At 37.1% G+C, this 22,402-nt stretch carries 16 protein-coding genes, 1 tRNA gene, 1 pseudogene and 1 CRISPR repeat array; of the genes and pseudogenes, 7 read left to right on the top strand and 11 right to left on the bottom strand.

Annotated features, from left to right (window positions below; genetic code table 11):
• Positions 1-73 precede the first annotated feature (73 nt).
• Positions 74-1,422, top strand: a protein-coding gene (locus tag CYK16_RS03695) for an IS3 family transposase (protein ID WP_101776749.1) whose coding sequence is annotated in 2 segments (ribosomal slippage) — positions 74-515 and positions 515-1,422 — 1,350 coding nt in all. Because the reading frame shifts where the segments join, the coding sequence is not laid out codon by codon here.
• A gap of 759 nt (positions 1,423-2,181) precedes the next feature.
• Here the strand turns inward: CYK16_RS03695 and pdxT are convergent.
• The 3 genes from pdxT to nox all read right to left on the bottom strand — a co-directional run bounded on the left by pdxT (position 2,182) and on the right by nox (position 5,176).
• Positions 2,182-2,769: a pyridoxal 5'-phosphate synthase glutaminase subunit PdxT gene (gene pdxT / locus CYK16_RS03685; RefSeq protein ID WP_060805374.1), complete on the bottom strand. Its 588-nt coding sequence runs from the start codon at positions 2,767-2,769 to the stop codon at positions 2,182-2,184.
• Entirely contained in the window at positions 2,770-3,645 is an 876-nt protein-coding gene (gene pdxS / locus CYK16_RS03680) for a pyridoxal 5'-phosphate synthase lyase subunit PdxS (protein WP_000138526.1), read from the bottom strand.
• A 151-nt stretch (positions 3,646-3,796) separates the two neighbouring features.
• Positions 3,797-5,176: a H2O-forming NADH oxidase gene (nox, locus tag CYK16_RS03675; protein ID WP_060805373.1), complete on the bottom strand. Its 1,380-nt coding sequence runs from the start codon at positions 5,174-5,176 to the stop codon at positions 3,797-3,799.
• 305 nt (positions 5,177-5,481) lie between these two features.
• Here nox and CYK16_RS03670 point away from each other — a divergent pair, with 305 nt between their 5' ends.
• The 4 genes and pseudogenes from CYK16_RS03670 to CYK16_RS03655 form a co-directional block, all read left to right on the top strand.
• Positions 5,482-6,405 (top strand): FAD:protein FMN transferase, encoded by a 924-nt coding sequence (locus CYK16_RS03670; protein ID WP_060805372.1) that lies wholly within the window; start codon positions 5,482-5,484, stop codon positions 6,403-6,405.
• Positions 6,406-6,464: 59 nt separating this feature from the next.
• Positions 6,465-7,070, top strand: coding sequence for an NADPH-dependent FMN reductase (locus tag CYK16_RS03665; protein WP_060805371.1), 606 nt, complete (start codon positions 6,465-6,467; stop codon positions 7,068-7,070).
• 18 nt (positions 7,071-7,088) lie between these two features.
• Positions 7,089-8,327, top strand: coding sequence for an NAD(P)H-dependent oxidoreductase (locus tag CYK16_RS03660; protein WP_060805370.1), 1,239 nt, complete (start codon positions 7,089-7,091; stop codon positions 8,325-8,327).
• Positions 8,328-8,376: 49 nt separating this feature from the next.
• Positions 8,377-8,619 (top strand): annotated as a pseudogene (locus CYK16_RS03655) (uracil permease); the annotation flags it as partial.
• Positions 8,620-8,865: 246 nt separating this feature from the next.
• Here the strand turns inward: CYK16_RS03655 and ffh are convergent.
• The 3 genes from ffh to CYK16_RS03635 all read right to left on the bottom strand — a co-directional run bounded on the left by ffh (position 8,866) and on the right by CYK16_RS03635 (position 11,249).
• A complete protein-coding gene (ffh, locus tag CYK16_RS03645) occupies positions 8,866-10,437 on the bottom strand; it encodes a signal recognition particle protein (protein ID WP_101776653.1) in 1,572 nt (523 codons plus the stop codon).
• Between the two features lie 11 nt (positions 10,438-10,448).
• Complete coding sequence (locus CYK16_RS03640) at positions 10,449-10,781, bottom strand: putative DNA-binding protein (RefSeq protein WP_000402066.1); 333 nt, start codon at positions 10,779-10,781, stop codon at positions 10,449-10,451.
• A gap of 90 nt (positions 10,782-10,871) precedes the next feature.
• The gene (locus CYK16_RS03635; RefSeq protein ID WP_101776652.1) at positions 10,872-11,249 is read right to left on the bottom strand and encodes a YwiB family protein; all 378 of its coding nucleotides are present in this window, start codon (positions 11,247-11,249) and stop codon (positions 10,872-10,874) included.
• Positions 11,250-11,320: 71 nt separating this feature from the next.
• On the opposite strand from CYK16_RS03635, the gene CYK16_RS03630 reads away from it, so the two are divergent.
• Together CYK16_RS03630 and yidA are read left to right on the top strand one after the other, a co-directional pair.
• Positions 11,321-12,625 (top strand): HD domain-containing protein, encoded by a 1,305-nt coding sequence (locus tag CYK16_RS03630; protein ID WP_101776651.1) that lies wholly within the window; start codon positions 11,321-11,323, stop codon positions 12,623-12,625.
• A gap of 12 nt (positions 12,626-12,637) precedes the next feature.
• Entirely contained in the window at positions 12,638-13,444 is an 807-nt protein-coding gene (yidA, locus tag CYK16_RS03625; RefSeq protein ID WP_101776650.1) for a sugar-phosphatase, read from the top strand.
• Positions 13,445-13,532: 88 nt separating this feature from the next.
• A CRISPR array of direct repeats spans positions 13,533-15,416; the repeat unit is 36 nt; unit sequence GTTGTACAGTTACTTAAATCTTGAGAGTACAAAAAC.
• A gap of 70 nt (positions 15,417-15,486) precedes the next feature.
• On the opposite strand, the gene csn2-St is transcribed toward yidA, so the two are convergent.
• The 5 genes from csn2-St to CYK16_RS03600 all read right to left on the bottom strand — a co-directional run bounded on the left by csn2-St (position 15,487) and on the right by CYK16_RS03600 (position 22,386).
• Positions 15,487-16,530, bottom strand: a complete 1,044-nt coding sequence (gene csn2-St / locus CYK16_RS03620) for a CRISPR-associated protein Csn2-St (RefSeq protein WP_463606930.1) — start codon at positions 16,528-16,530, stop codon at positions 15,487-15,489.
• The gene (gene cas2 / locus CYK16_RS03615) at positions 16,527-16,850 is read right to left on the bottom strand and encodes a CRISPR-associated endonuclease Cas2 (protein ID WP_001268300.1); all 324 of its coding nucleotides are present in this window, start codon (positions 16,848-16,850) and stop codon (positions 16,527-16,529) included. The genes csn2-St and cas2 overlap by 4 nt, the downstream gene beginning before the upstream one ends.
• 4 nt (positions 16,851-16,854) lie before the next feature.
• Positions 16,855-17,763, bottom strand: coding sequence for a type II CRISPR-associated endonuclease Cas1 (gene cas1, locus CYK16_RS03610; RefSeq protein WP_101776649.1), 909 nt, complete (start codon positions 17,761-17,763; stop codon positions 16,855-16,857).
• 177 nt (positions 17,764-17,940) lie between these two features.
• Positions 17,941-21,306 (bottom strand): type II CRISPR RNA-guided endonuclease Cas9, encoded by a 3,366-nt coding sequence (gene cas9, locus CYK16_RS03605; RefSeq protein WP_101776648.1) that lies wholly within the window; start codon positions 21,304-21,306, stop codon positions 17,941-17,943.
• Positions 21,307-22,314: 1,008 nt separating this feature from the next.
• Positions 22,315-22,386 (bottom strand) — tRNA-Arg (locus CYK16_RS03600).
• Positions 22,387-22,402 lie beyond the last annotated feature (16 nt).

Raw genomic sequence — 22,402 nt, 5'->3', positions numbered from 1 at the left:
GTAAAATTCAACACCTGTGAACTGCACCCCAAAAGTTAGACAGAAAAAATCTAACTTTTGGGGTGTTTTTATCATGAAGTTAACTTATGATGATAAAGTTCAGATCTATGAACTTAGAAAACAAGGATATAGCTTAGAGAAGCTTTCAAATAAATTTGGGATAAACAATTCTAATATTAGGTACATGATTAAATTGATTGATCGTTACGGAATAGAGTTCGTCAAAAAAGGAAAAAATCGTTACTATTCTCCTGATTTAAAACAAGAAATGATTCATAAAGTCTTACATGAAGGCTGGACTAAAGATAGAGTTTCTCTTGAATACGGCCTCCCAAGTCGTACGATACTTCTTAATTGGCTAGCACAATACAAGAAAAACGGGTATACTATTGTTGAGAAAACAAGAGGGAGAGTACCTAAAATGGGACGTAAGCCACAAAAGAGACCTGAAGAGAGGACAGAATTAGAACGTCTTCAAGCAGAAAATGAGTACCTGAGAGCGGAGAATGCTATCCTAAAAAAGTTAAGAGAACTCCGATTGAAGGAGGAAAAAGAGAAAGAAGAAAGACAGAAATTGTTCAAGAATTAATGACTGAGTTTTCGTTAGATATTCTTCTAAAAGCCATTAAACTAGCTCGTTCGACCTACTACTATCACTTGAAACAACTAGATAAACTAGATAAGGACCAAGAGCTTAAAGCTGAAATTCAATCCATCTTTATCGAACACAAGGGAAATTATGGTTATCGTCGGATTTATTTAGAACTAAGAAATCGTGGTTATCTGGTAAATCATAAAAGAGTTCAACGCTTGATGAAAGTACTCAATTTACAAGCTAAAATGCGACAGAAACGAAAATATTCTTCTCATAAAGGAGATGTTGGCAAAAAGGCAGAGAATCTCATTCAACGTCAATTTGAAGGCTCTAAAACAATGGAAAAGTGCTACACAGATGTGACAGAATTTGCCATTCCAGCAAGTACTCAAAAGCTTTACTTATCACCAGTTTTAGATGGTTTCAACAGCGAAATTATCGCCTATAATCTTTCAACTTCACCCAACTTAGAACAAGTACGAACAATGTTGGAACAGGCCTTCACAGAGAAGCACTATGAGAATACGATTCTCCATAGTGACCAAGGCTGGCAATATCAACACGATTCTTATCATCGCTTCCTAGAAAGTAAGGGAATTCAAGCATCCATGTCACGTAAAGGTAACAGCCCAGACAACGGTATGATGGAGTCCTTCTTTGGCATTCTGAAATCGGAGATGTTTTATGGTTATGAGAAGTCATTTCAGTCGCTTAAGCAATTGGAACAAGCCATTGTAGACTATATTGATTACTACAACAATAAACGAATTAAGGTAAAACTAAAAGGACTTAGCCCTGTGCAATACAGAACTAAATCCTTCGGATAAATTAATTGTCTAACTTTTGGGGGTCAGTACACTGATATTATGCGTTTTCTGATTTTAAAGACTTTTTGCCTGACCCTTTTCACCTTGTTAAAACACCATTGATCTTAACTCATCACTTACCTCTTAAAAAATCTTTAGAATTGGCTTAATCCCCTTTATTGTATCGCGTTTGGAGTTTTTTAGGTATAACCTTCGACGCGCACCTTACGTAGGACGACAGACTCATAGCTTTATACATAATAGAACGAGTATCTCCATCTGTAGAGATACTCGTTTTTTGCTATTTTCAAAGTGTTCTTTTTGACCAATCCCATACATCATTTTTATAGTAAATTGAAACTAGAATAGTACATCGTGGATACTAAAACATTTCTAGAAATTAATTTGATTTCCCTAATCAAGTTGCACACATCTTATTTCAAACCACTATATATTCAATGAAAATCAAAGAGCTAACTAGGAAGCTAACCGCAGGTTGCTCAAAGCACCGCTTTGAGGTTGCGGATAAAGCTGACGTGGTTTGAAGAGATTTTCGAAGAGTATTAAGGAGTATAGAATAGTATTTTAACTCCATCCTCTAAAGTGCTTTCAATAAAAGATACTTGAACACCATATTCAGCATATAATCTTTATGCCCTAAGTCAAAACAATCATTCTTTTCTAATTTATCGTAAATAAATCTAAAATCACAGAATACTGTCAGATGACTTAAAAAATGATTCTTTGGAAAAAGCGAATCAAAACTTGATTTATCACTTTTTATTCCACTATCTTTTTGTCACACATATTTATAAAGTACTGGTGCAAGCGCACATCATCAGTCAATTCTGGATGAAAAGAAGTTACCAACATATTTTTTTCTTGGGCTGCAACGATTTGATTATCAACTGTTGCTAAAATTTCTACATCTTCTCCAACACTGCTGATAATTGGACCACGGATAAAAGTCATTGGAATCTGACCGACTCCCTTACATTCTGCTTCCGTGTAGAAACTTCCTAGTTGGCGCCCATAGGCATTGCGCTCGACCACCATATCCATAGTTCCAAGATGACTTTCTTCCTGAGAAGTAATTTCCTTAGCCAGCAATATCAAGCCTGCACAGGTTCCAAAGGCTGGTAAGCCAGATAGAATGGCTTCTCGAATGGGAATCAGCATGTCCTGGTCGCGTAAGAGTTTGCCCATGGTTGTAGACTCTCCTCCAGGTAAAATCAAACCTGACAAGTCACTCTGATGTTGCTGAAAATCCTCTAAATTTCTGATTTCAACACTCTCGACACCTAATTGATCCAACACTTTTGCATGTTCTGCAAAGGCACCTTGCAAGGCCAATATTCCAATTTTCATCTATTTCCCTCGCTCAGCCATGAGGATTTGGATCTCATTTTCATTGATACCAACCATGGCTTCCCCTAGATCTTCAGAGATTTGAGCTAGAATTTGAGGATTACGGAAGTTAGTTACCGCTTTGACAATGGCACTCGCTCGTTTAACAGGATCTCCTGACTTGAAAATACCTGAGCCGACAAAGACACCCTCTGCCCCTAATTGCATCATTAATGCCGCATCTGCTGGCGTTGCAACGCCTCCAGCCGCAAAGTTTACAACTGGCAATTTTCCATGCTCATGGACATATTGAACCAATTCTACAGGGACTTGCAATTCCTTGGCAGCAACATAAAGTTCGTCCTCACGTAGATTTTGAATGCGGCGAATTTCCTGATTCATCATACGCATATGGCGAACAGCTTGGACGATATCTCCTGTACCTGGTTCTCCTTTGGTACGAATCATAGAGGCACCCTCAGCAATACGTCGCAAGGCTTCACCCAAGTCCTTAGCCCCACAAACAAAAGGAACTTGGAATTCTTTTTTGTCCACATGGAAACGGTCGTCTGCTGGAGATAAAACTTCACTCTCGTCGATATAGTCAATCTCAATGGCCTCTAAAATCTGAGCTTCAACAAAATGCCCGATTCTGACCTTGGCCATCACTGGAATACTAACCGCTTCTTGGATTTCCTTAATCATCTTTGGATCGCTCATGCGGGAAACTCCACCAGCTGCACGAATATCAGCTGGAATCCGCTCCAAGGCCATCACAGCTGCCGCACCAGCAGCTTCTGCAATACGGGCCTGTTCAGGATTCTGAACGTCCATGATAACCCCACCTTTGAGCATCTGTGCCAAGTTTTTATTTAGTTCATAACGATTTTCAGTCATTTCTTTTTCCTCATCATTTATATTGGTAGCTACCATTTCATTTTAATTCAGAACAGAAGGAATCACAAGATAAAAAAAGAATAATTGTATGGGTACAGATTGGCTAAAAAACTATCTGACCTTAACTTAAGGCCAGATAGTTCATCAAATTTTATTTTTCAGCTGTAAGTGCAGCCATTGTGATGTAGTTGTATGGTTTGTTAAAGTGTGGCAAGAAGAATAGGTCTGTCAATGCCAATTTATCAATTGTTACATGCTCTTGGATAGCAAGTGAGAACATGTGGATTCCCATACTGATTGCAGAATCGTGTGAAACCATTTGTGCACCAAGAATTTCACGGCTATCTTTGTCAAAGACAATCTTAATTGCTACTTCATGGTTGTCATGTTTCATGAATTCTGGTTTTTGAAGATCGTTAAAACCTGTTTCAGTTGCGTTGTAACCAGCAGCTTTAGCTTTTTCAAGAGTCAAACCAGTTGAAACCATGTGAAGACCGTAGATTGAAATACCGTTTGAACCTTGCACACCGATTCCTTCCAATTCATGTCCACAAGCGTTGTAGGCACCAACGATACCAGTACGAACTGCATTTGAAGCAAGGGCGATGTAGCTTGTGTCTTTACGAGCGTTGTCATAAACAGTCGCACAGTCACCTACTGCGTAAACGCCTGGGATAGATGTTTCTTGTTTCTTGTCTACAAGGAAGGCACCGTTATGGAAGAGTTCAATCTTACCATCAGCAAGGGCTGTATTTGGACGGAAACCAACTGCAAGAACAACCATATCCACGTCGAAACTTTCTTTATCAGTAATCAAGCGTTCAACTTTACCGTCACCTTCGATTGCTTTAACAGTTTGACCAAGAGCCAAGCGGATGTTGTGATCTTCCAAGTTCTTCGCCATCATTTGTGTGAAGTCTTTATCATAGTAACCGTTCAATACAGTATCAACGATATCAACAAGGATAACTTCTTTTCCAAGACGTTCAAAGGCTTCAGCAAGTTCAACACCGATGTAACCACCACCAACAACGGCAATACGATTAAGGTGTTGGCTCTTGTCAGCCAATTTGTGAATCACCTCTTCAGCGTTTTGGTACAATTTAACGAATTGTACATTTTCAAGAGTTGCTTTAAATTCGCGGTTTCCTTTGACAATTTCAACACCTTCGATTGGTGGTAAGATTGGTGTAGAACCTGTAGCAAAAATCAATTTTTCGTATGATTCTTTGTGCTCTTTTCCTTCAACTTCTGCTGTAACTACTTTGTTATCATAGTCAATTGAAAGAACTGGTGAGTTCATGTAGACTTTAGCACCTTTAGCTTCCAATTTTTCTTTATCAGAATAGAACAAGCCTTCAGCACCGTCGATTTGTTCCCCGATCCAAAGGGCCATTCCACATCCTAGGAAAGAGATGTTAGAGTTTTGGTCAAATACAACGATTTCGTTTTCATTTCCAAAATTATCCAACATAGTATTAATACATGCTGTACCAGCGTGGTTAGCACCGACTACAACGATCTTACTCATAAAAAATTTCCTACCTTCATTCTAAATTTACCCTACTAGTATAACATTTACTGTTAGCGTTTACAAGAGTTTGGCTGATTTTTCCTATTTTTTTGTAAAAAATTGTAAATAATCTGTATCTTAACACGGATTCTTGCAATTTTTCTTCATTTCCTGAGCATATTTCTTGACATCTTTACAAATTTCATTTGTGAAAACGCTGACTTTATGGTATGCTAGTATCATGGAAAGAAAATGTAAGGGGTTAATTTTCATAAATTTACTATATTTCAGCCTTCTTTTCATAAGAGAAAGGAGTTGGTAGCTTGACTCTTAGTTCACATTCTGAACGGCTAATGGGGACTACTATCACTATTTCATTAGTAGATGAGCGAGCCGATATCTTGCTCCAGAAATCCTTTGATTTACTCAGAGAGCTCGAATACCGCTTCAACGCCAATAGCCAAGAATCTGAGTTGATGGAAATCAATTATCAAGCTGGAATAGCCCCCGTCAAGGTTCATCCAGACCTGTTTGAACTGATTTCACTTGGGTTAGAGCATAGCCTAGCGCCCTCTAGCCATCTCAATATCAGCATTGGTCCCTTAATTCAAACCTGGCGCATCGGTTTTTCAGATGCCAAAGTGGCCCAACCTCAAGAAATTGAATCGGTTCTACCTTTAATCAATCCTTATTCTATTGAGTTAGATTCTTCTACTTCCACTGTGTTTTTAAAACAGAAAGGAATGAAGATCGATCTTGGTTGTTTAGCTAAGGGTTATAGTGCGGATAAGGTTGCCCAATTTCTTAGAGAAGAGGGAGTGACATCTGCCTTGATTAATCTGGGAGGGAATATCCTGACCATTGGAAAAAATCAGGCAAGAGGGAATCAACCTTGGCAAATCGGGATTCAAGACCCAGCCAATCCTCGGGGAAATCACTTAATGACCATCCCTGTTGTCAATAAATCTGTCGTGACTTCAGGCATTTATGAACGTCACCTGACAGTCGATGGAAAAGACTACCATCATATTTTTGACAGTCAAACAGGATATCCTGTTGAAACGGAACTTGCTAGTCTGACAATCATCTCTGATAAATCAGTCGATGGTGAAATCTGGACAACTCGACTCTTTGGAGAAAGACCTGCTTCTATCCTCTGGCAAGTCGAAAGTTTGGAGGGAATAGAAGCTATCCTCATCGATAAAGAAGGTCACTTAAGCTGTTCTTCAGGAATTCCTACTCTATAGAAATAGATATTTCAATGGAGTTCTAAAATCGTATTATGTAAAAAGAGAAAGGAAATCTCATGTTAAAACTTATTGCTATTGTTGGAACAAATTCAAAACGTTCTACAAACCGTCAATTGCTTCAATACATGCAAAAACACTTTGCTGAAAAAGCTGAAATTGAACTTGTTGAAATTAAAGACATTCCTGTCTTTAACAAACCAGCTGACAAGCAAGTACCTGCTGAAATTCTAGAAATCGCTGCCAAAATTGAAGAGGCAGATGGTGTTATTATCGGTACTCCTGAGTATGATCACTCTATCCCAGCTGTTTTGATGAGCGCTCTTGCTTGGTTGTCTTACGGTATTTACCCACTTTTGAACAAACCAATCATGATTACTGGTGCTTCTTACGGTACGCTTGGTTCATCACGTGCCCAATTACAACTTCGCCAAATCTTGAATGCCCCAGAAATTAAAGCAAGTGTCCTTCCAGATGAATTCTTGCTTTCACATTCTCTTCAAGCCTTCAACCCAAGTGGAGACCTAGTGGATCTTGATGTTATCAAAAAACTGGATGCTACTTTTGACGACTACCGTATCTTTGTAAAAATCACAGAAAAATTGCGCAATGCACAAGAATTACTTCGCAAAGATGCTGAAGACTTTGACTGGGAAAATTTGTAAGATAGGAGACCAAAAAGAATGAAATTTGTTGGACTTGTAGGATCAAACTACGATCAATCATATAACCGTAAGCTCTTGGAATTCATCCGTCGTCACTTCAAACTCAAATTTGAATTAGAAGTTCTTGAAATTGATGAAGTTCCAATGTTTAACCAAGACGAAAAATGGGACGAAAGTTTCCAATTACGTTATTTATATAACAAAATTACTCGTGCTGATGGTGTTATCATTGCTACGCCTGAGCACAACCATACAATCTCAGCTTCTCTAAAATCTGTTCTTGAATGGCTTTCATATGAAGTTCATCCATTTGAAAACAAGCCAGTCATGATTGTGGGTGCTTCTTACTACGACCAAGGTACTTCTCGTGCCCAAGTTCACCTTCGTAAGATTCTTGACGCTCCAGGTGTCAATGCCTACACTCTTCCAGGAAATGAATTCCTTCTTGGTAAAGCCAAAGAAGCTTTTGATATTAATGGAAATATCATAAATGAAGGAACTGTTAATTTCCTTGAAACATGCTTGGACAACTTTGTAAAATATGTGGGAGTCGTTTCAAAATTGAAAAAACCAAAACCAATTGAACCAGAAGATTTATATTGTACAAATTCAATTGCAACTACCATCCAAGGTGTTGATCCAGATGATCCTGAATGGGTAGAAAAAGCTGCTGAACTTGTTGGAGCTGTTTCTGGAGATACTTACGTTAAATTAGACCACGGTATCTTGACAGTTAACCAAATTGACATGTTCTTGAAAGCAATGCCATTTGAGTTGACATTTGCAGATGATAATAATCAATTCTTGTACTTTAATAACGCCCACCAAGACCCAGATACAATGTTTGGTAAACGTGTACGTGCTCAATCAGGAAATAGATTAGGAACAGTACACGGTACATTGCCAGATTCTAGAATGAAAAACGTTGAATGGGTTGTCGGCGTATTGCGTAACGGGGATCAAGAATATGTCCGTACAATTGTGCCAGGAACACCTGAAGGTGTTATTAATACCCATAATTACCAAGCAATGTACTACCCAGATGGTTCATATGCTGGAATTAATGAAATTATCTTTAATTTCCAACCATGGCTTGACTGGTACCTCAATACAACTGGTCAACGTCTAGTTGGTGGGAATGCTGCAGCTCCTGCTGGAGGACATGGCGGAGCAGATGCCACATCTGGAGCTTCTGATGCAGGTGATGCTGGAGGCCACGGTGGTGGCGCAGACGCTACATCTGGAGCAAGTAATTAATAATTTTAGGAACCGTTATGGTTCCTTTTTTAGTGACTCTTTATCAACTGTTCTTTGTGGTATGTCAATCCTTCTCTATGGAGTTATAGCCAGCAACGGTTTGAAAGTCTTGATTAAAGAACGTGTTGATTTTGGTCAAATGCGTAACCTCATCATCGCAAGTGCTATGTTAGTCCTTGGACTTGGAGGAGCTATCCTTAAACTTGGTCCAGTTACCCTTTCAGGTACTGCCCTATCAGCCATGACAGGAATCATCTTGAACTTGATCTTGCCATACGAAAATAAAGACTAATACTCTTCGAAAATCTCTTCAAACCACGTCAACGTCTCCTTGTCGTAGATATGGTTACTGACTTCGTCAGTTCTATCCACAACCTCAAAACAGTGTTTTGAGCAACCTGCGGCTAGTTTCCTAGTTTGCTCTTTAATTTTCATTGAGTATAAGAGTCTAAACACATCAAAAACGAGCATTTCCAATTACGGAAGTGCTCATTTTTCTTCTTTCTAAAAAAGGAAAGCCCTGCGGCCTTCCCTTGTCTTACTTACGTTTCTTCTTTGCTTTCTTCATTTTGTTAGCCATGCGTTTCATGGACTGTTTCATAGCAAACTCACCGATTTTACCTTTGAGTCCACCACCAAACATCTGGCTCATATCTGGCATTCCTGTTCCTCCGAGAGCCGACAGGTCAGGCATCCCACCTTGTCCCATCATTCCTTCAAGGGCAGACATATCCATTCCTCCCATATTTGGCATATTTTTAGGAAGGTTGTTTGGATTGATTCCCATTTGCTTCATCATCTTGTTCATATCTCCAGACATGACACCCTGCATGAGCTGTTTAGCCTGGTTAAAGTCCTTGATAAATTTATTGACTTCGACAAAGGTATTTCCAGAACCAGCAGCGATACGACGGCGACGGCTCGGATTTAACAAATCTGGATTTTCACGTTCTTCAGGTGTCATTGAAGACACAATAGCACGTTTGCGAGCAATCTGGCGCTCATCTACCTTCATGTTTTGAAGGGCTGGATTGTTGGCCATACCTGGAATCATCTTGAGCAAGTCTTCCATTGGGCCCATGTTTTGCACCTGATCCAACTGATCGATGAAATCATTGAAATCAAAGGTGTTTTCACGCATCTTCTCAGCCATTTCAAGGGCTTTTTGCTCATCGTATTCTTGAGAAGCTTTCTCAATCAGAGTGAGCATATCCCCCATGCCAAGGATACGACTAGACATACGGTCTGGGTGGAAGGTCTCAATGTCCGTAATCTTTTCACCTGTACCAGTGAACTTGATTGGTTTTCCAGTAATGTGTCGAACAGATAGAGCAGCACCACCACGAGTATCGCCATCAATCTTAGTAAGGATAACCCCAGTCACTTCCAACTGATCATTAAACTCACGCGCAACATTGGCCGCTTCCTGACCAATCATGGCATCAACGACGAGCAAAATTTCGTTTGGTTGAGCCAAGGCTTTCACGTCACGAAGTTCATTCATCAAAAGCTCATCAATCTGCAAACGACCTGCCGTATCAATCAAGACATAGTCATTATGATTGGCTTGGGCTTGTTCCAAACCTTGACGTACAATCTCAACAGCTGGTACTTCTGTTCCAAGTGCGAAGACAGGAACATCAATCTGTTGTCCCAAGGTCTTAAGCTGATCAATGGCAGCAGGACGATAAATATCCGCCGCAATCATCAAAGGACGGGCATTTTCTTCCTTCTTGAGTTTGTTGGCCAATTTACCTGCAAAGGTTGTTTTACCAGCCCCCTGCAAACCAACCATCATGATGATTGTAGGAATCTTAGGTGATTTGATAATTTCTGCCGTATCAGAACCTAAAACAGCTGTCAGTTCCTCATCAACGATTTTGATAATCTGTTGCGCTGGATTAAGGGTATCAATGACCTCATGTCCGACTGCACGCTCACGAACTTTCTTGATAAAGTCCTTCACAACAGGCAAGGCAACGTCAGCTTCAAGCAAGGCCAAGCGAATCTCTTTAGTTGCCTCTTGAACATCAGATTCAGAGATTTTTCCTTTTTTACGTAGATTTTTAAAGACGCTCTGCAAACGTTCTGTTAAACTTTCAAATGCCATTTTTCTTCCTCTTATTCTCTATTATCAATGCTTGTTAAAATTTCTATCTGCTCCTGCAGAAAGTCATCCTTGGGATAGCGCTCCAAAATCTGATCAAAAATCTGACTACGAACAATGTAGTCCGAGTACATGTGCAATTTCATCTCATAATCTTCCAGAATCTTTTCTGTCCGCTTGATATTATCATAGACAGCCTGACGACTGACGCCAAACTCTTCAGCAATCTCAGCGAGGCTGTAATCATCAGCGTAGTAGAGCTCTATATAATTCATTTGCTTATCTGTCAAAAGCGCTGCATAAAATTCAAAGAGCGCATTCATACGATTGGTTTTTTCGATTTCCATAACTTTTATTATACCAAAAATTAGCCTAATCTACCACACTAGCAGGCTAATCCGAGAAGATAGCCAGGTAAATTTGAAAAAGACATGAGCCTAGCCCCAAGTAATTTCCAATTGATAGCTGGCGAAGGGATGTCCCTCTTGATTTTGTAGTTGATAATCTAGTTCAATCTTTTGCCCATCAACTTGATAATGGCTCGTTTGGATGATAAACTCCTGCATGCCCATTGGTGTAGGAATATAGGCCAAACTATCACTATCCTTTAGGAAGCGCATAATGGTCTTGGGATTGGAAAAACGACTCATCACTAGTTCTTGATCATGAAATTTAATCACTACTTTTTCCTTTTCCTCATTGTAAAAAAGCAGATAGCTATAATCTCCCTTTTCATGCACTTCAACGTCATAAAGCTGGTCAATCACTTCCAACTGCTCATCAAACTGAATCCTATTTCGCATCCGAATCTTCACATCAAGTCCTCTTTCTTCTCTCTTGTCCTACTATTTTACCAAAAACTCTAGCTTTTTGCTATAATGGTCATATGAACGAAAAAGTATTCCGTGACCCAGTTCACAACTACATCCATGTCAATAATCAAATCATCTATGACTTGATTAATACAAAAGAATTTCAACGCTTGCGCCGGATCAAGCAACTGGGAACGTCCAGTTATACCTTCCACGGTGGGGAACACAGCCGCTTCTCCCATTGTCTAGGAGTGTATGAGATTGCACGACGTATCACGGAGATTTTTGAAGAAAAATATCCTGAGGAATGGAATCCTGCCGAATCTCTCTTGACCATGACCGCTGCTCTCCTACATGACCTTGGACATGGTGCCTACTCCCATACTTTTGAACATCTCTTTGATACAGACCACGAAGCCATTACTCAAGAGATTATCCAAAATCCTGAGACGGAGATTCACCAAGTCCTGCTACAAGTGGCACCAGATTTTCCAGAAAAGGTTGCCAGTGTCATTAACCACACCTATCCTAACAAGCAGGTCGTGCAACTCATTTCTAGTCAGATTGATGCAGACCGTATGGACTATCTCTTGCGCGACTCCTATTTTACAGGAGCATCCTATGGGGAATTTGACCTGACTCGCATCCTCCGAGTCATTCGTCCTATCGAAAATGGGATTGCCTTTCAGCGCAATGGCATGCACGCCATCGAGGACTATGTCCTCAGTCGCTACCAGATGTATATGCAGGTCTATTTCCACCCAGCAACACGCGCCATGGAAGTTCTCCTACAGAATCTCCTCAAACGGGCTAAGGAACTTTATCCAGAAGATAAGGACTTCTTTGCACGAACTTCTCCACACCTCCTGCCTTTCTTTGAAAAAAATGTGACCTTGACTGATTATCTAGCTCTGGATGATGGTGTGATGAATACCTACTTCCAACTCTGGATGACCAGTCCTGACAAGATTCTCGCAGACTTGTCGCAACGCTTTGTCAACCGCAAGGTCTTTAAATCCATTACCTTTTCACAAGAGGATCAAGACCAACTCGCCAGCATGAGAAAATTGGTTGAGGAAATCGGTTTTGATCCAGAATACTACACTGCCATTCATAAGAACTTTGACCTCCCTTATGATATCTATCGTCCCGAATCTGAAAATCCACGAACACAGATTGAGATTCTACAGAAAAATGGAGAACTGGCTGAACTCTCTAGCCTGTCTCCTATCGTCCAATCCCTTGCAGGTAGTCGCCACGGAGATAATCGCTTTTATTTTCCAAAAGAAATGTTGGACCAAAACAGCATCTTTGCAAGCATTACCCAGCAATTTTTACACTTGATTGAGAACGATCATTTTACCCCAAATAAAAACTAGAAGAGGAATTTTATGAGTATTAAACTAATCGCCGTCGATATTGACGGTACCCTAGTCAACAGCCAAAAGGAAATCACTCCTGAGGTCTTTTCTGCCATTCAAGATGCCAAAGAAGCTGGTGTCAAAGTCGTCATTGCAACTGGCCGCCCTATCACTGGTGTTGCCAAACTTCTGGATGATTTGCAGTTGAGAGACGAGGGTGACTATGTCGTGACCTTCAACGGTGCCCTTGTCCAAGAAACTGCTACAGGACATGAGATTATCAGTGAATCCTTGACCTATGAGGATTATCTAGATATGGAATTTCTCAGTCGTAAGCTCGGTGTCCACATGCACGCCATTACTAAGGATGGAATCTACACTGCCAATCGCAATATCGGAAAATACACAGTTCACGAATCAACCCTCGTCAGCATGCCCATCTTCTACCGTACACCTGAAGAAATGGCTGACAAGGAAATCGTTAAATGTATGTTTATCGATGAACCAGAAATCCTCGATGCTGCCATTGAAAAAATTCCAGCAGAATTTTACGAACGCTACTCCATCAACAAATCTGCTCCTTTCTACCTCGAACTCCTTAAAAAGAATGTGGACAAGGGTTCAGCCATTACTCACTTAGCTGAAAAACTCGGATTGACAAAAGATGAAACCATGGCTATCGGTGACGAAGAAAATGACCGTGCCATGCTGGAAGTCGTTGGCAACCCCGTTGTCATGGAAAATGGAAATCCAGAAATCAAAAAAATCGCCAAATACATCACTAAATCTAACGATGAATCCGGCGTTGCCCATGCTATTCGTACGTGGGTACTGTAAAAAGGTAAGAATAGACGAAAACCGCTCGGCTGAGCGGTTTTTATTAGGAAGATATCACAATAAGAGTAAATCAATAAATTGAATGGCTGTTTCACAGTTACTTAAAGTTTGAGAGTACAAAAACAATACAATCACGAAACAGGAAAAACGACACGTTGTACAGTTACTTAAATCTTGAGAGTACAAAAACATGTCAATAATTTAGTAACGGTCAAGGGTTGTTGTACAGTTACTTAAATCTTGAGAGTACAAAAACCAGCTCTACCATTTGGATTTCTTCTTTGCGGTTGTACAGTTACTTAAATCTTGAGAGTACAAAAACTACCGTATTCAACATTTCCATCATTAGTGGGTTGTACAGTTACTTAAATCTTGAGAGTACAAAAACTTGTCAGCAGCAAGACCAATTGCTTTCAGAGTTGTACAGTTACTTAAATCTTGAGAGTACAAAAACAGGTCGACTGCTGCACTTTTTCTAGTAGAGGTTGTACAGTTACTTAAATCTTGAGAGTACAAAAACTGGCTGCCGCAACCCATACAGTCGCTTTCGGTTGTACAGTTACTTAAATCTTGAGAGTACAAAAACCTGTGAAGAAGGAGCAATAAAATGAAACGTGTTGTACAGTTACTTAAATCTTGAGAGTACAAAAACATACAACAATATACTCTTATATCTGCTAGAGTTGTACAGTTACTTAAATCTTGAGAGTACAAAAACGAAACAGAACGCTACGTTGTATGATGCGCTGTTGTACAGTTACTTAAATCTTGAGAGTACAAAAACAAAACGAGAGTGAACAGAACAAGCTTGTAGGTTGTACAGTTACTTAAATCTTGAGAGTACAAAAACTAACACACCAGTTGAATCTTATCTAAATTTGTTGTACAGTTACTTAAATCTTGAGAGTACAAAAACACGTCAAGCAAAAGGGTATGAAATCGATGTGTTGTACAGTTACTTAAATCTTGAGAGTACAAAAACGACTGGTCTATCGGATATCCACGGTTTAAAGTTGTACAGTTACTTAAATCTTGAGAGTACAAAAACATTGGGGTCAGGACTAGCGACTATGTGACAGTTGTACAGTTACTTAAATCTTGAGAGTACAAAAACAAAGCCATCTGATAATACTTGACCCTAATAGTTGTACAGTTACTTAAATCTTGAGAGTACAAAAACTGCGACTGTTATTGCAGTCACCAGACTTGCGTTGTACAGTTACTTAAATCTTGAGAGTACAAAAACTATCACGTCATAGCTTGAGCCGTTGACCGCGTTGTACAGTTACTTAAATCTTGAGAGTACAAAAACTATCACGTCATAGCTTGAGCCGTTGACCGCGTTGTACAGTTACTTAAATCTTGAGAGTACAAAAACCTAGTCGCTTATCTTGAGAATGTAGGGGGTGTTGTACAGTTACTTAAATCTTGAGAGTACAAAAACGCAATTCTTGATGATAAGGCATTAGCTGAAGTTGTACAGTTACTTAAATCTTGAGAGTACAAAAACTGTTAGTAGCGGAATACAAATTATTAAGAAGTTGTACAGTTACTTAAATCTTGAGAGTACAAAAACGCAATCAATGAAGTGATATCTGAAAATCTGGTTGTACAGTTACTTAAATCTTGAGAGTACAAAAACCCGTTCCTAGTGGTCAATATTGGCGTTGTTGTTGTACAGTTACTTAAATCTTGAGAGTACAAAAACGTACTGTATATAGGTCGTATTGCCGTTGGTGTTGTACAGTTACTTAAATCTTGAGAGTACAAAAACCTGACCAGATACAAGAGGGCTTACGCTCATGTTGTACAGTTACTTAAATCTTGAGAGTACAAAAACCGCACAAGCTGTACAAGATAAAGTGAATAGGTTGTACAGTTACTTAAATCTTGAGAGTACAAAAACATCAGGAGAAACTGCAGATAGTAGATGATAGTTGTACAGTTACTTAAATCTTGAGAGTACAAAAACCTCAAATTCGTCAATTTTGATTTTTGTTCCCTCAAAAACATTATAAAGCCTTAAATCTCACTCGTCAATACTATTCTTCCAAATATTTCAATAACATTGGATTGATTGATTCAATACGGAATTTTGTTTTCATTTTGTACTGATACAAATTATTCAAAATTTTTAATGCTACTTGATCTTCTACAGATAAACTCATGTGGAGAATGTCCGAGCTAAATAAATAGGATCCAGTTTTTCTTAAAGAAGTTAAAAATTCTTGTTCATCAGGTATTTGATTTATTGGATACTGATTGGTAAAGCGATCATACATAAATTCTAGAGAATATAAATGATCAACATAATCGGAAACAATATTGATTTCCTCTAAAACTTCTTTCGTGACATGAAGATAACCTTCATTGGAAGGAAATAAAACAATATATATTGAATCTCTATGATTAGTCAGAAACTCCATTTTCTCGCAACATTCAACAAAATCATTATAGGATAAAAAATCATCCAAATTTCGTAAGACAAGCAAAAACTTTTTAGAACTATTCGTCGCTATAATTTCTAACATGGAAAGAAATAATAAAAACTTTGTCTTATTGTCTACAAATTCAAAGGATATATTTTTATCATTTTTTCCAAAGTATGGTAAAAAATTTTTTTGAATTAATTGATCCGTATTAAAATATTTTGCTTCAGTATGATATATAATATCATCTATTTGAAGATTCAATTTCTGATTCAATAAAAGTGAAATCCTATCTAGATTGTCATTGATATTTTCGATTTGCTCCATTATCTCTATAGAATTAATCTTTTTCTTTATATAATCATAAGCTACTGTTCCTTTTTTATATTCCATTTGTTCAATTAAATCATTGATATTGGACACTTGAATTACACTAAATTCTGACCGGGAAACCATTGTATCGTCTATTAGTATTTTAGGCTCATTTTGTTCAAATAGAACTAAATCTTCCTCACTATATTTTTTTCCTCCAAAATACCACAATAGTATCTGCCAAATATAGTACTTTAGTTGCTGATCTTGTCCCACAATTTGAGTAAATTGGCCAAAACTTAATGAAATATTATCCTTATACGGATGACTAATGTTCATTTTCATATAACTACCAACTTATTATCACTGACTACTTCTTCTTGCTTTGTTTTCCCACCAATTATTAAAACCATTTCAGAAAATTGTTTTTCAGTCACTGCTAGCAAACGGACATTCCCACTTGGTAAATTACTCTGACTTAATTTTTTATAGAATTTACTAGCAAAACTTCTGTTAGGACAGGTTCTATAATAAACCGAAAATTGTAACATTTCAAAACCATTAGCAATTAAGTCTTTTCGAAAGTTACGATAGACTCTCTTTTCTTGATTGGTTTCCATCGGTAAATCAAAAAAACATAATAATCTCAATGCTTCATACCTCATTTCCTTAACTCCATTCTATACTTGAAACCACCGGACAGTAAAATTTGCTAGTATCCTTATCTGAAATACATTTTAGAAAACCTTTGACGTATTTATCCATAGCTACCGTCACTGAACACGTTTCTTTCCCATAACGAATCTTTGCATTTAGTGTGTCTGTTAATGCCAGTCGAAATTCATATTTCAAATACTCTTCATCTCGTAAATTTTGATAGACCCAAACATCGACAATCTGCCGAAAGGGTTCCATTAAATCATCAACAAGGTTAAATTGATTATATTCATTCTTATGGAAAATTCCTATTAAGGGATTTAACCCATACCCAGAAATAATACGTGCCATCTGAGCTCTCATGATAGCATAACCATAATTTAGACCAGCATTGATGACATCCGTTTCCTGTTGTGTAAGGCGCACGAATTTTTTTCCAAATAATTCATTAAAATAGACTTTTGCAGCATGGCCTTCACGATTGGTTTTATCTCCAAAATCAATATGCTCTTTATACTCCGCTAATAATTGTATACAATCAATATTCTTCTCAAACATTGAAAGAACATCTTGCTGATTGTTTATTTTGAAATAAGTAACTATCTGCCATAATTTGTCTTTTTGTTCCTGTGTCCACAATAATTGTTCCTGTAATTTTTTATAAGCTCTAAAATGGCCATTTTGAGAATGATAAATTCCTGTAGGCAAGTGCTCATTATCACAGACAATTAAGGCAATATTATACTTACTTAAAGCACTTAACAACCTTAGAGTTACAACAGTCTCCCCTCCTTCTGCTACAATTATCGAAATATCACTCAATGGGATAATATAGTCTTGACCCATTTTCTTAATTAAAAGATTATCCAACTTCAATTGCATTTTTTCACTCTGACAGACATGCACAATTCTCCAAGTCATCGTATTTTCCTCTTTCACAAAACGAAAACACCCAGCCATAAATGACAGGGTGTTGAATTCGGCATGAAGCCTTATCTTTGTAGCTTCTGCAAGATTTAAGTAACTGTGCAAGGCGTCCCTTGCAGTTACTATTATAATACATCTTACAAGCGTTTGCAACTCTTTTTTAAATATTTTTTAAAATTTGAGTTTTGGTTTCTCACCCTCTTTTTTGATAAAATGTTTATTACCCAAAACATCTGTTTTAATTTTATAAATAGAGAGTCCTTTCTTTCCCAATCCTTTTAAACAGCGTCCATTAGATGTCGTATTAAACACTTTAATTCTTTCTTTGCCTTCAAAATTTCCTTTATAATAAGGTTTTAATTCTACATAGTGTTTTTGGTTTGGCATTGTTCTAGATAAGAACCTAAAAATTTGTTCCTCCTTAATTTCCGTATCCTTAATCAAAAGCAAGTCATTTTTATATAAGGTGAATTTAAATTCTGAATGCTCGCTCACTCCTTCTTTTTCTTTAATTTCATTATATTTATCAATAGTTATAGAATAAGTTCCAGTCTTCTTTTCAAATTGTAAATCTGCATATTTTAATCCAAGCAACTCATACTTCTCCGTCTGATGATTAAAATAGACATCTGTTCTCCAAGGATTTAATTGACGTAGGATTACTTTATTTTTACTATTAGAAGGAGTTATGTTAATAAATGATTCAGGAATATTTTTATCATAATATTTTAGACTTTTAATTTCTGGTCCATTGCCTTTTTTACTGTACTTACGGATTGGTCCATTTTCTTGTTTGTATTTCTCAAAAGGATTACAAGAAACTTCTTTATTCTTCTCATTAAATTCTTTTGAAGGATAGGTTCTTAGAATCTCTTCAATTACCTTTTCAAACGTCTGAGGATCTTTGTGATACATTAAGAATTTACTCTTGTCTTTATTGTAAATTTTAATGAAAGCATCATATCCCGATTGACTATAGATATCTTTAATCTTACCTAAAACATAAGTTTCTTCAGACTTATCTTTATCCAATTTTGCTTTTCTTGTTGCGTAAATAGTAGCGTCTGAAATTTTTCGATTGAATTTTGAATCTACTTGATAAGAAAATAGTATACTATCCTCAAACTTCTTGCTACTTAATGTATCAACAAAATGGTCATAAGGAGCTTTAAACACTAACTCTTTGTATTCATCATCAGTTAACGAAATAATTTCGCCTGTCTTTGAATCAACAAATCGATCCTCTTTATAAGAAATTAGGGTATTAGCTTGTTTTTTCCATAACCTTAATTGACTTGAAGCAGCAATAATTAAGGCATCAACAGCATGATGATGATAAGTCTCACGAGACTTTTCAAGCCTCCACTTTCTTCTTAGCTGAGAGGTAAATTGTCCACGTACCACCGAAATAGTTGTATCGAATTTATGGGCTTTGTAAAAATCTTGTAGAGCATTTAAAACAATGCGAGAGGAATATCGAGTATCAACTAAATTCCGTTCGATAAACTTCTGCTTCACTTCAATTTTACTAATGTCTTCTTCTGTTAAAAGGTAATCTTTCTTTTTATTACCTAATAATTTAGAATCTTTTACATATGATTTAAACTCACGATATGACCAAGCATCATCCATACTGTCTAATGCCTGAAACGGTGTTCGCTGCCCCTTCTCCTGGTTTGCTGTAGCTAGAACCAATACTTTATTAGATAGACTATCATCAAACGATAAAGATAGAGGTAAAATATGATCAATTTCGTACTTGTACTGATTGTGAATTAAATCTGAAATTGGAATATTCTTCCCAGTATAGAGACACTTCTCTCCCTGCTGGTGCCATAAACGAATCTTAGTAGCCAATTCCTTATGCCCATGAAAAATACTATCTGGTAACTCTTTTTTTCCATTGTATTGGAATGCAGCCTTTTCCATAGCAGCATTTTTCTCATCATGGTTTGCCTTTTGACGTTTTATATAATCTTTCTTAGCATCTTCTTCGTTATTTTCTCGCGCCATTTCGATAACAATATTATCAAAGATACCATATTTTTTAGTTGCTTCGTTGATTATCTTTATGGCCTGTCTGACAGACTTTGCTACCACAGGATTATAGATTTCTTCTGTTACTTCTTTTTCATCAATATACTTAGTTCTTTTTGATGTTTCTTTAAATTTTTGTTTACCCAATCGTGTTAGAATTGCCATCTGCTCTTCTGAAGTTTCATAGAGTTCTGGTATCAATTCTATCATGAGTTTAAGAGAAAAATTATGCCATCCCTTACTAAATAGACTACTATTATTTTTTCTAAATTGAACCAATTCAAGTATTTGGTCTTGACTAAATACATCCATTAACTTTGTATTAATCGCTTCTTCTATACCTTCTCGTTCAGTATTTAGAGTTAAAATATGAGCAAGCTCATCTAGAACTTCTCTAGAAAATTCTCCAACTGGAATTGTTTCTAGCAACTGCATTTTTCGATAGACTTCAAAAGTATGCATTTCAGGTTTATTGTTTACATCAACTCGATAACCACGTATCTGATCTACTGAAGCATCAATCATTTTAGCAATGTATTTCAATAAGGTTGAAGCCCCTAATGTTTTCGCCGACTTTGCATATTCAACGATTGTTTTCTTTTGTTCCTCACTCAGTTTCTTGGTCTCTGTAGGAACTGTTAAATTATTTAAATCATTTAGCAAATTAAACTCTTGAGCAGTATAGGAAGCTTTAGAAGCTCTGTATTCCTCAGGATAAAATGTACATTTACCGATTAAAATACCAAAAATATTATCTAAGGTAGTACCATCAGTTCGAAAACGTCCATAATCCGTTCGTGATTTTTCATTACCTGGTCCATGATAGTATTTTCTTTTACCCGTAAGAATTGTTAAATAATCAGCTATAAACTCATCCATAATCTGATTATTATATTCTTGCTGTTTTCTTAGAATTCTTTCAGCTTCTTTTTTATATGCAGATGTTGAAAAAACATTGATTAATCGGCGCTTCTCACCATTTTCCACAACAGTGAAATCCCCCCTTACCTGACCATATTTTTCGAAACGCTCTAGTTGGATTTGACCAGGCGTTTGTTCAGCAAGTAATTTTCTATTTTCCTCAACTGCCTTACCATAATCAGAAGAAACTGCACCACCATCCTCAGAAGCATCATCTAAATAGCTAATTCCACGTCTCTTAACAATATTCTTTAAAGCAATGAACAATTCTTCATTCGTGAGTTGCTGATTCAATCCATCTACACGAAGTCGATATGGATTAAGATTAATGGATACCTTAGAAAAATCAGTTAACAAATCATAGTATTCAAATAGATCCTTAAGTCGAACACTACGATGTTTTTTCCTATGATTTAATCGTCTACCTTGTCTACTGCTTCTTCTTACAACATTATTATCTGCAGTTGCAGCTGGGAAAAGACGAGAATTCGCATGAATAATCTCGCCAGTATCTTTATTTAGAATACCTACACCTACTGAAGCAATACCAATATCTAAACCTAAAACTAAACCATTCATCATTACACTCCTAACTAATCATCATATTAATTAAATTTTACTCTTTACTTCCTAAAAAATCAAATCATTATCTACAATTATATGGAACATTTTTCTCTATCTTTGTGATAACTATATCTCTTAACTTCAATCATTCCGTACAAAAAAATAAATATATAAAAATATTTTTGAAGATACATTTAGTCCAAAAATATTTTAAAAACCTTCATCAAAAGTTTTGACTTCCTTTCTAGGCCATGATACGATATAATCAAGATAAGAAACTTAAACAAAAGACTGTATTCCCTAACTTGGAAAGGTAATAGATAATATTCCTGAAGCAGTAACTGCTGTTGTAAGTCTAGTGACCGTCATACAGTAGCAAGGCAAGACAAAAAGCGTAAACCCGAGTCCCGCAAAAGAAAAGGTAAACGCTAAGAGGTAGGGGTGAAAGCCCCTCATACCTCTATTTTATCAAACGAAAAGAGGAAAAACAATGGTTAGTGCAATAGCTATTTTTATAATTGCAATCAATGTATACATTTATCTAAAAAATAAAAAGGACAAATAGGATGAGAAAAGATATTCAATAATTATTAAACAGTTCTATATCCAGTTCTGCTATTTCGCAAGGTGCCAGTGTACCATGGACTACCGTTTCTGACCTCAGAAAAGGAAAAACAAGCATGGACAAAATAGCGCTTCTAACAGCAGAAAAACTTTATGAATTTGCTACATCTGATAAGCAGTGATTTCGGCCACTGCTTTTATTTTTAACAAAATACCGTTTTTAATAAAAACTAACACTTTTTCGCTTCCTACTCTTTATACAAATACTTATTTGAATAATAGAATTAAGTTTTGATTTCTAATCACTCAAAGCACATTTTTTTGAATAAAAAATCGCCAAATACATCACTAAATCTAACGATGAATCCGGCGTTGCCCATCCATCCGTACATGGGTACTGTAAAAAGGTAAGAATAGACGAAAACCGCTCGGCTGAGCGGTTTTTAGTATCTAATTACATGCCCCCTGCCGGAATCGAACCAGCAACTACTCCTTAGGAGGGAGTTGTTATATCCATTGAACTAAGGGAGCTAGATAAAAACTCTGC

The organism is Streptococcus oralis subsp. dentisani (assembly GCF_002860905.1).
Lineage (GTDB): Bacteria > Bacillota > Bacilli > Lactobacillales > Streptococcaceae > Streptococcus > Streptococcus oralis_BA.
Note: the sequence above shows the minus strand (reverse complement) of the source record. Positions and strands in the feature narration are given on the sequence as shown.

Bases quoted from the DNA above. Each gene is read 5' to 3' on its own strand.
- pdxT (WP_060805374.1), bottom strand. From the start codon at position 2,769: ATGAAAATTGGAATATTGGCCTTGCAAGGTGCCTTTGCAGAACATGCA.
- pdxS (WP_000138526.1), bottom strand. From the start codon at position 3,645: ATGACTGAAAATCGTTATGAACTAAATAAAAACTTGGCACAGATGCTC.
- nox (WP_060805373.1), bottom strand. From the start codon at position 5,176: ATGAGTAAGATCGTTGTAGTCGGTGCTAACCACGCTGGTACAGCATGT.
- CYK16_RS03665 (WP_060805371.1), top strand. From the start codon at position 6,465: ATGTTAAAACTTATTGCTATTGTTGGAACAAATTCAAAACGTTCTACA.
- CYK16_RS03660 (WP_060805370.1), top strand. From the start codon at position 7,089: ATGAAATTTGTTGGACTTGTAGGATCAAACTACGATCAATCATATAAC.
- ffh (WP_101776653.1), bottom strand. From the start codon at position 10,437: ATGGCATTTGAAAGTTTAACAGAACGTTTGCAGAGCGTCTTTAAAAAT.
- CYK16_RS03640 (WP_000402066.1), bottom strand. From the start codon at position 10,781: ATGGAAATCGAAAAAACCAATCGTATGAATGCGCTCTTTGAATTTTAT.
- CYK16_RS03630 (WP_101776651.1), top strand. From the start codon at position 11,321: ATGAACGAAAAAGTATTCCGTGACCCAGTTCACAACTACATCCATGTC.
- yidA (WP_101776650.1), top strand. From the start codon at position 12,638: ATGAGTATTAAACTAATCGCCGTCGATATTGACGGTACCCTAGTCAAC.
- csn2-St (WP_463606930.1), bottom strand. From the start codon at position 16,530: ATGAAAATGAACATTAGTCATCCGTATAAGGATAATATTTCATTAAGT.
- cas2 (WP_001268300.1), bottom strand. From the start codon at position 16,850: ATGAGGTATGAAGCATTGAGATTATTATGTTTTTTTGATTTACCGATG.
- cas1 (WP_101776649.1), bottom strand. From the start codon at position 17,763: ATGACTTGGAGAATTGTGCATGTCTGTCAGAGTGAAAAAATGCAATTG.
- cas9 (WP_101776648.1), bottom strand. From the start codon at position 21,306: ATGAATGGTTTAGTTTTAGGTTTAGATATTGGTATTGCTTCAGTAGGT.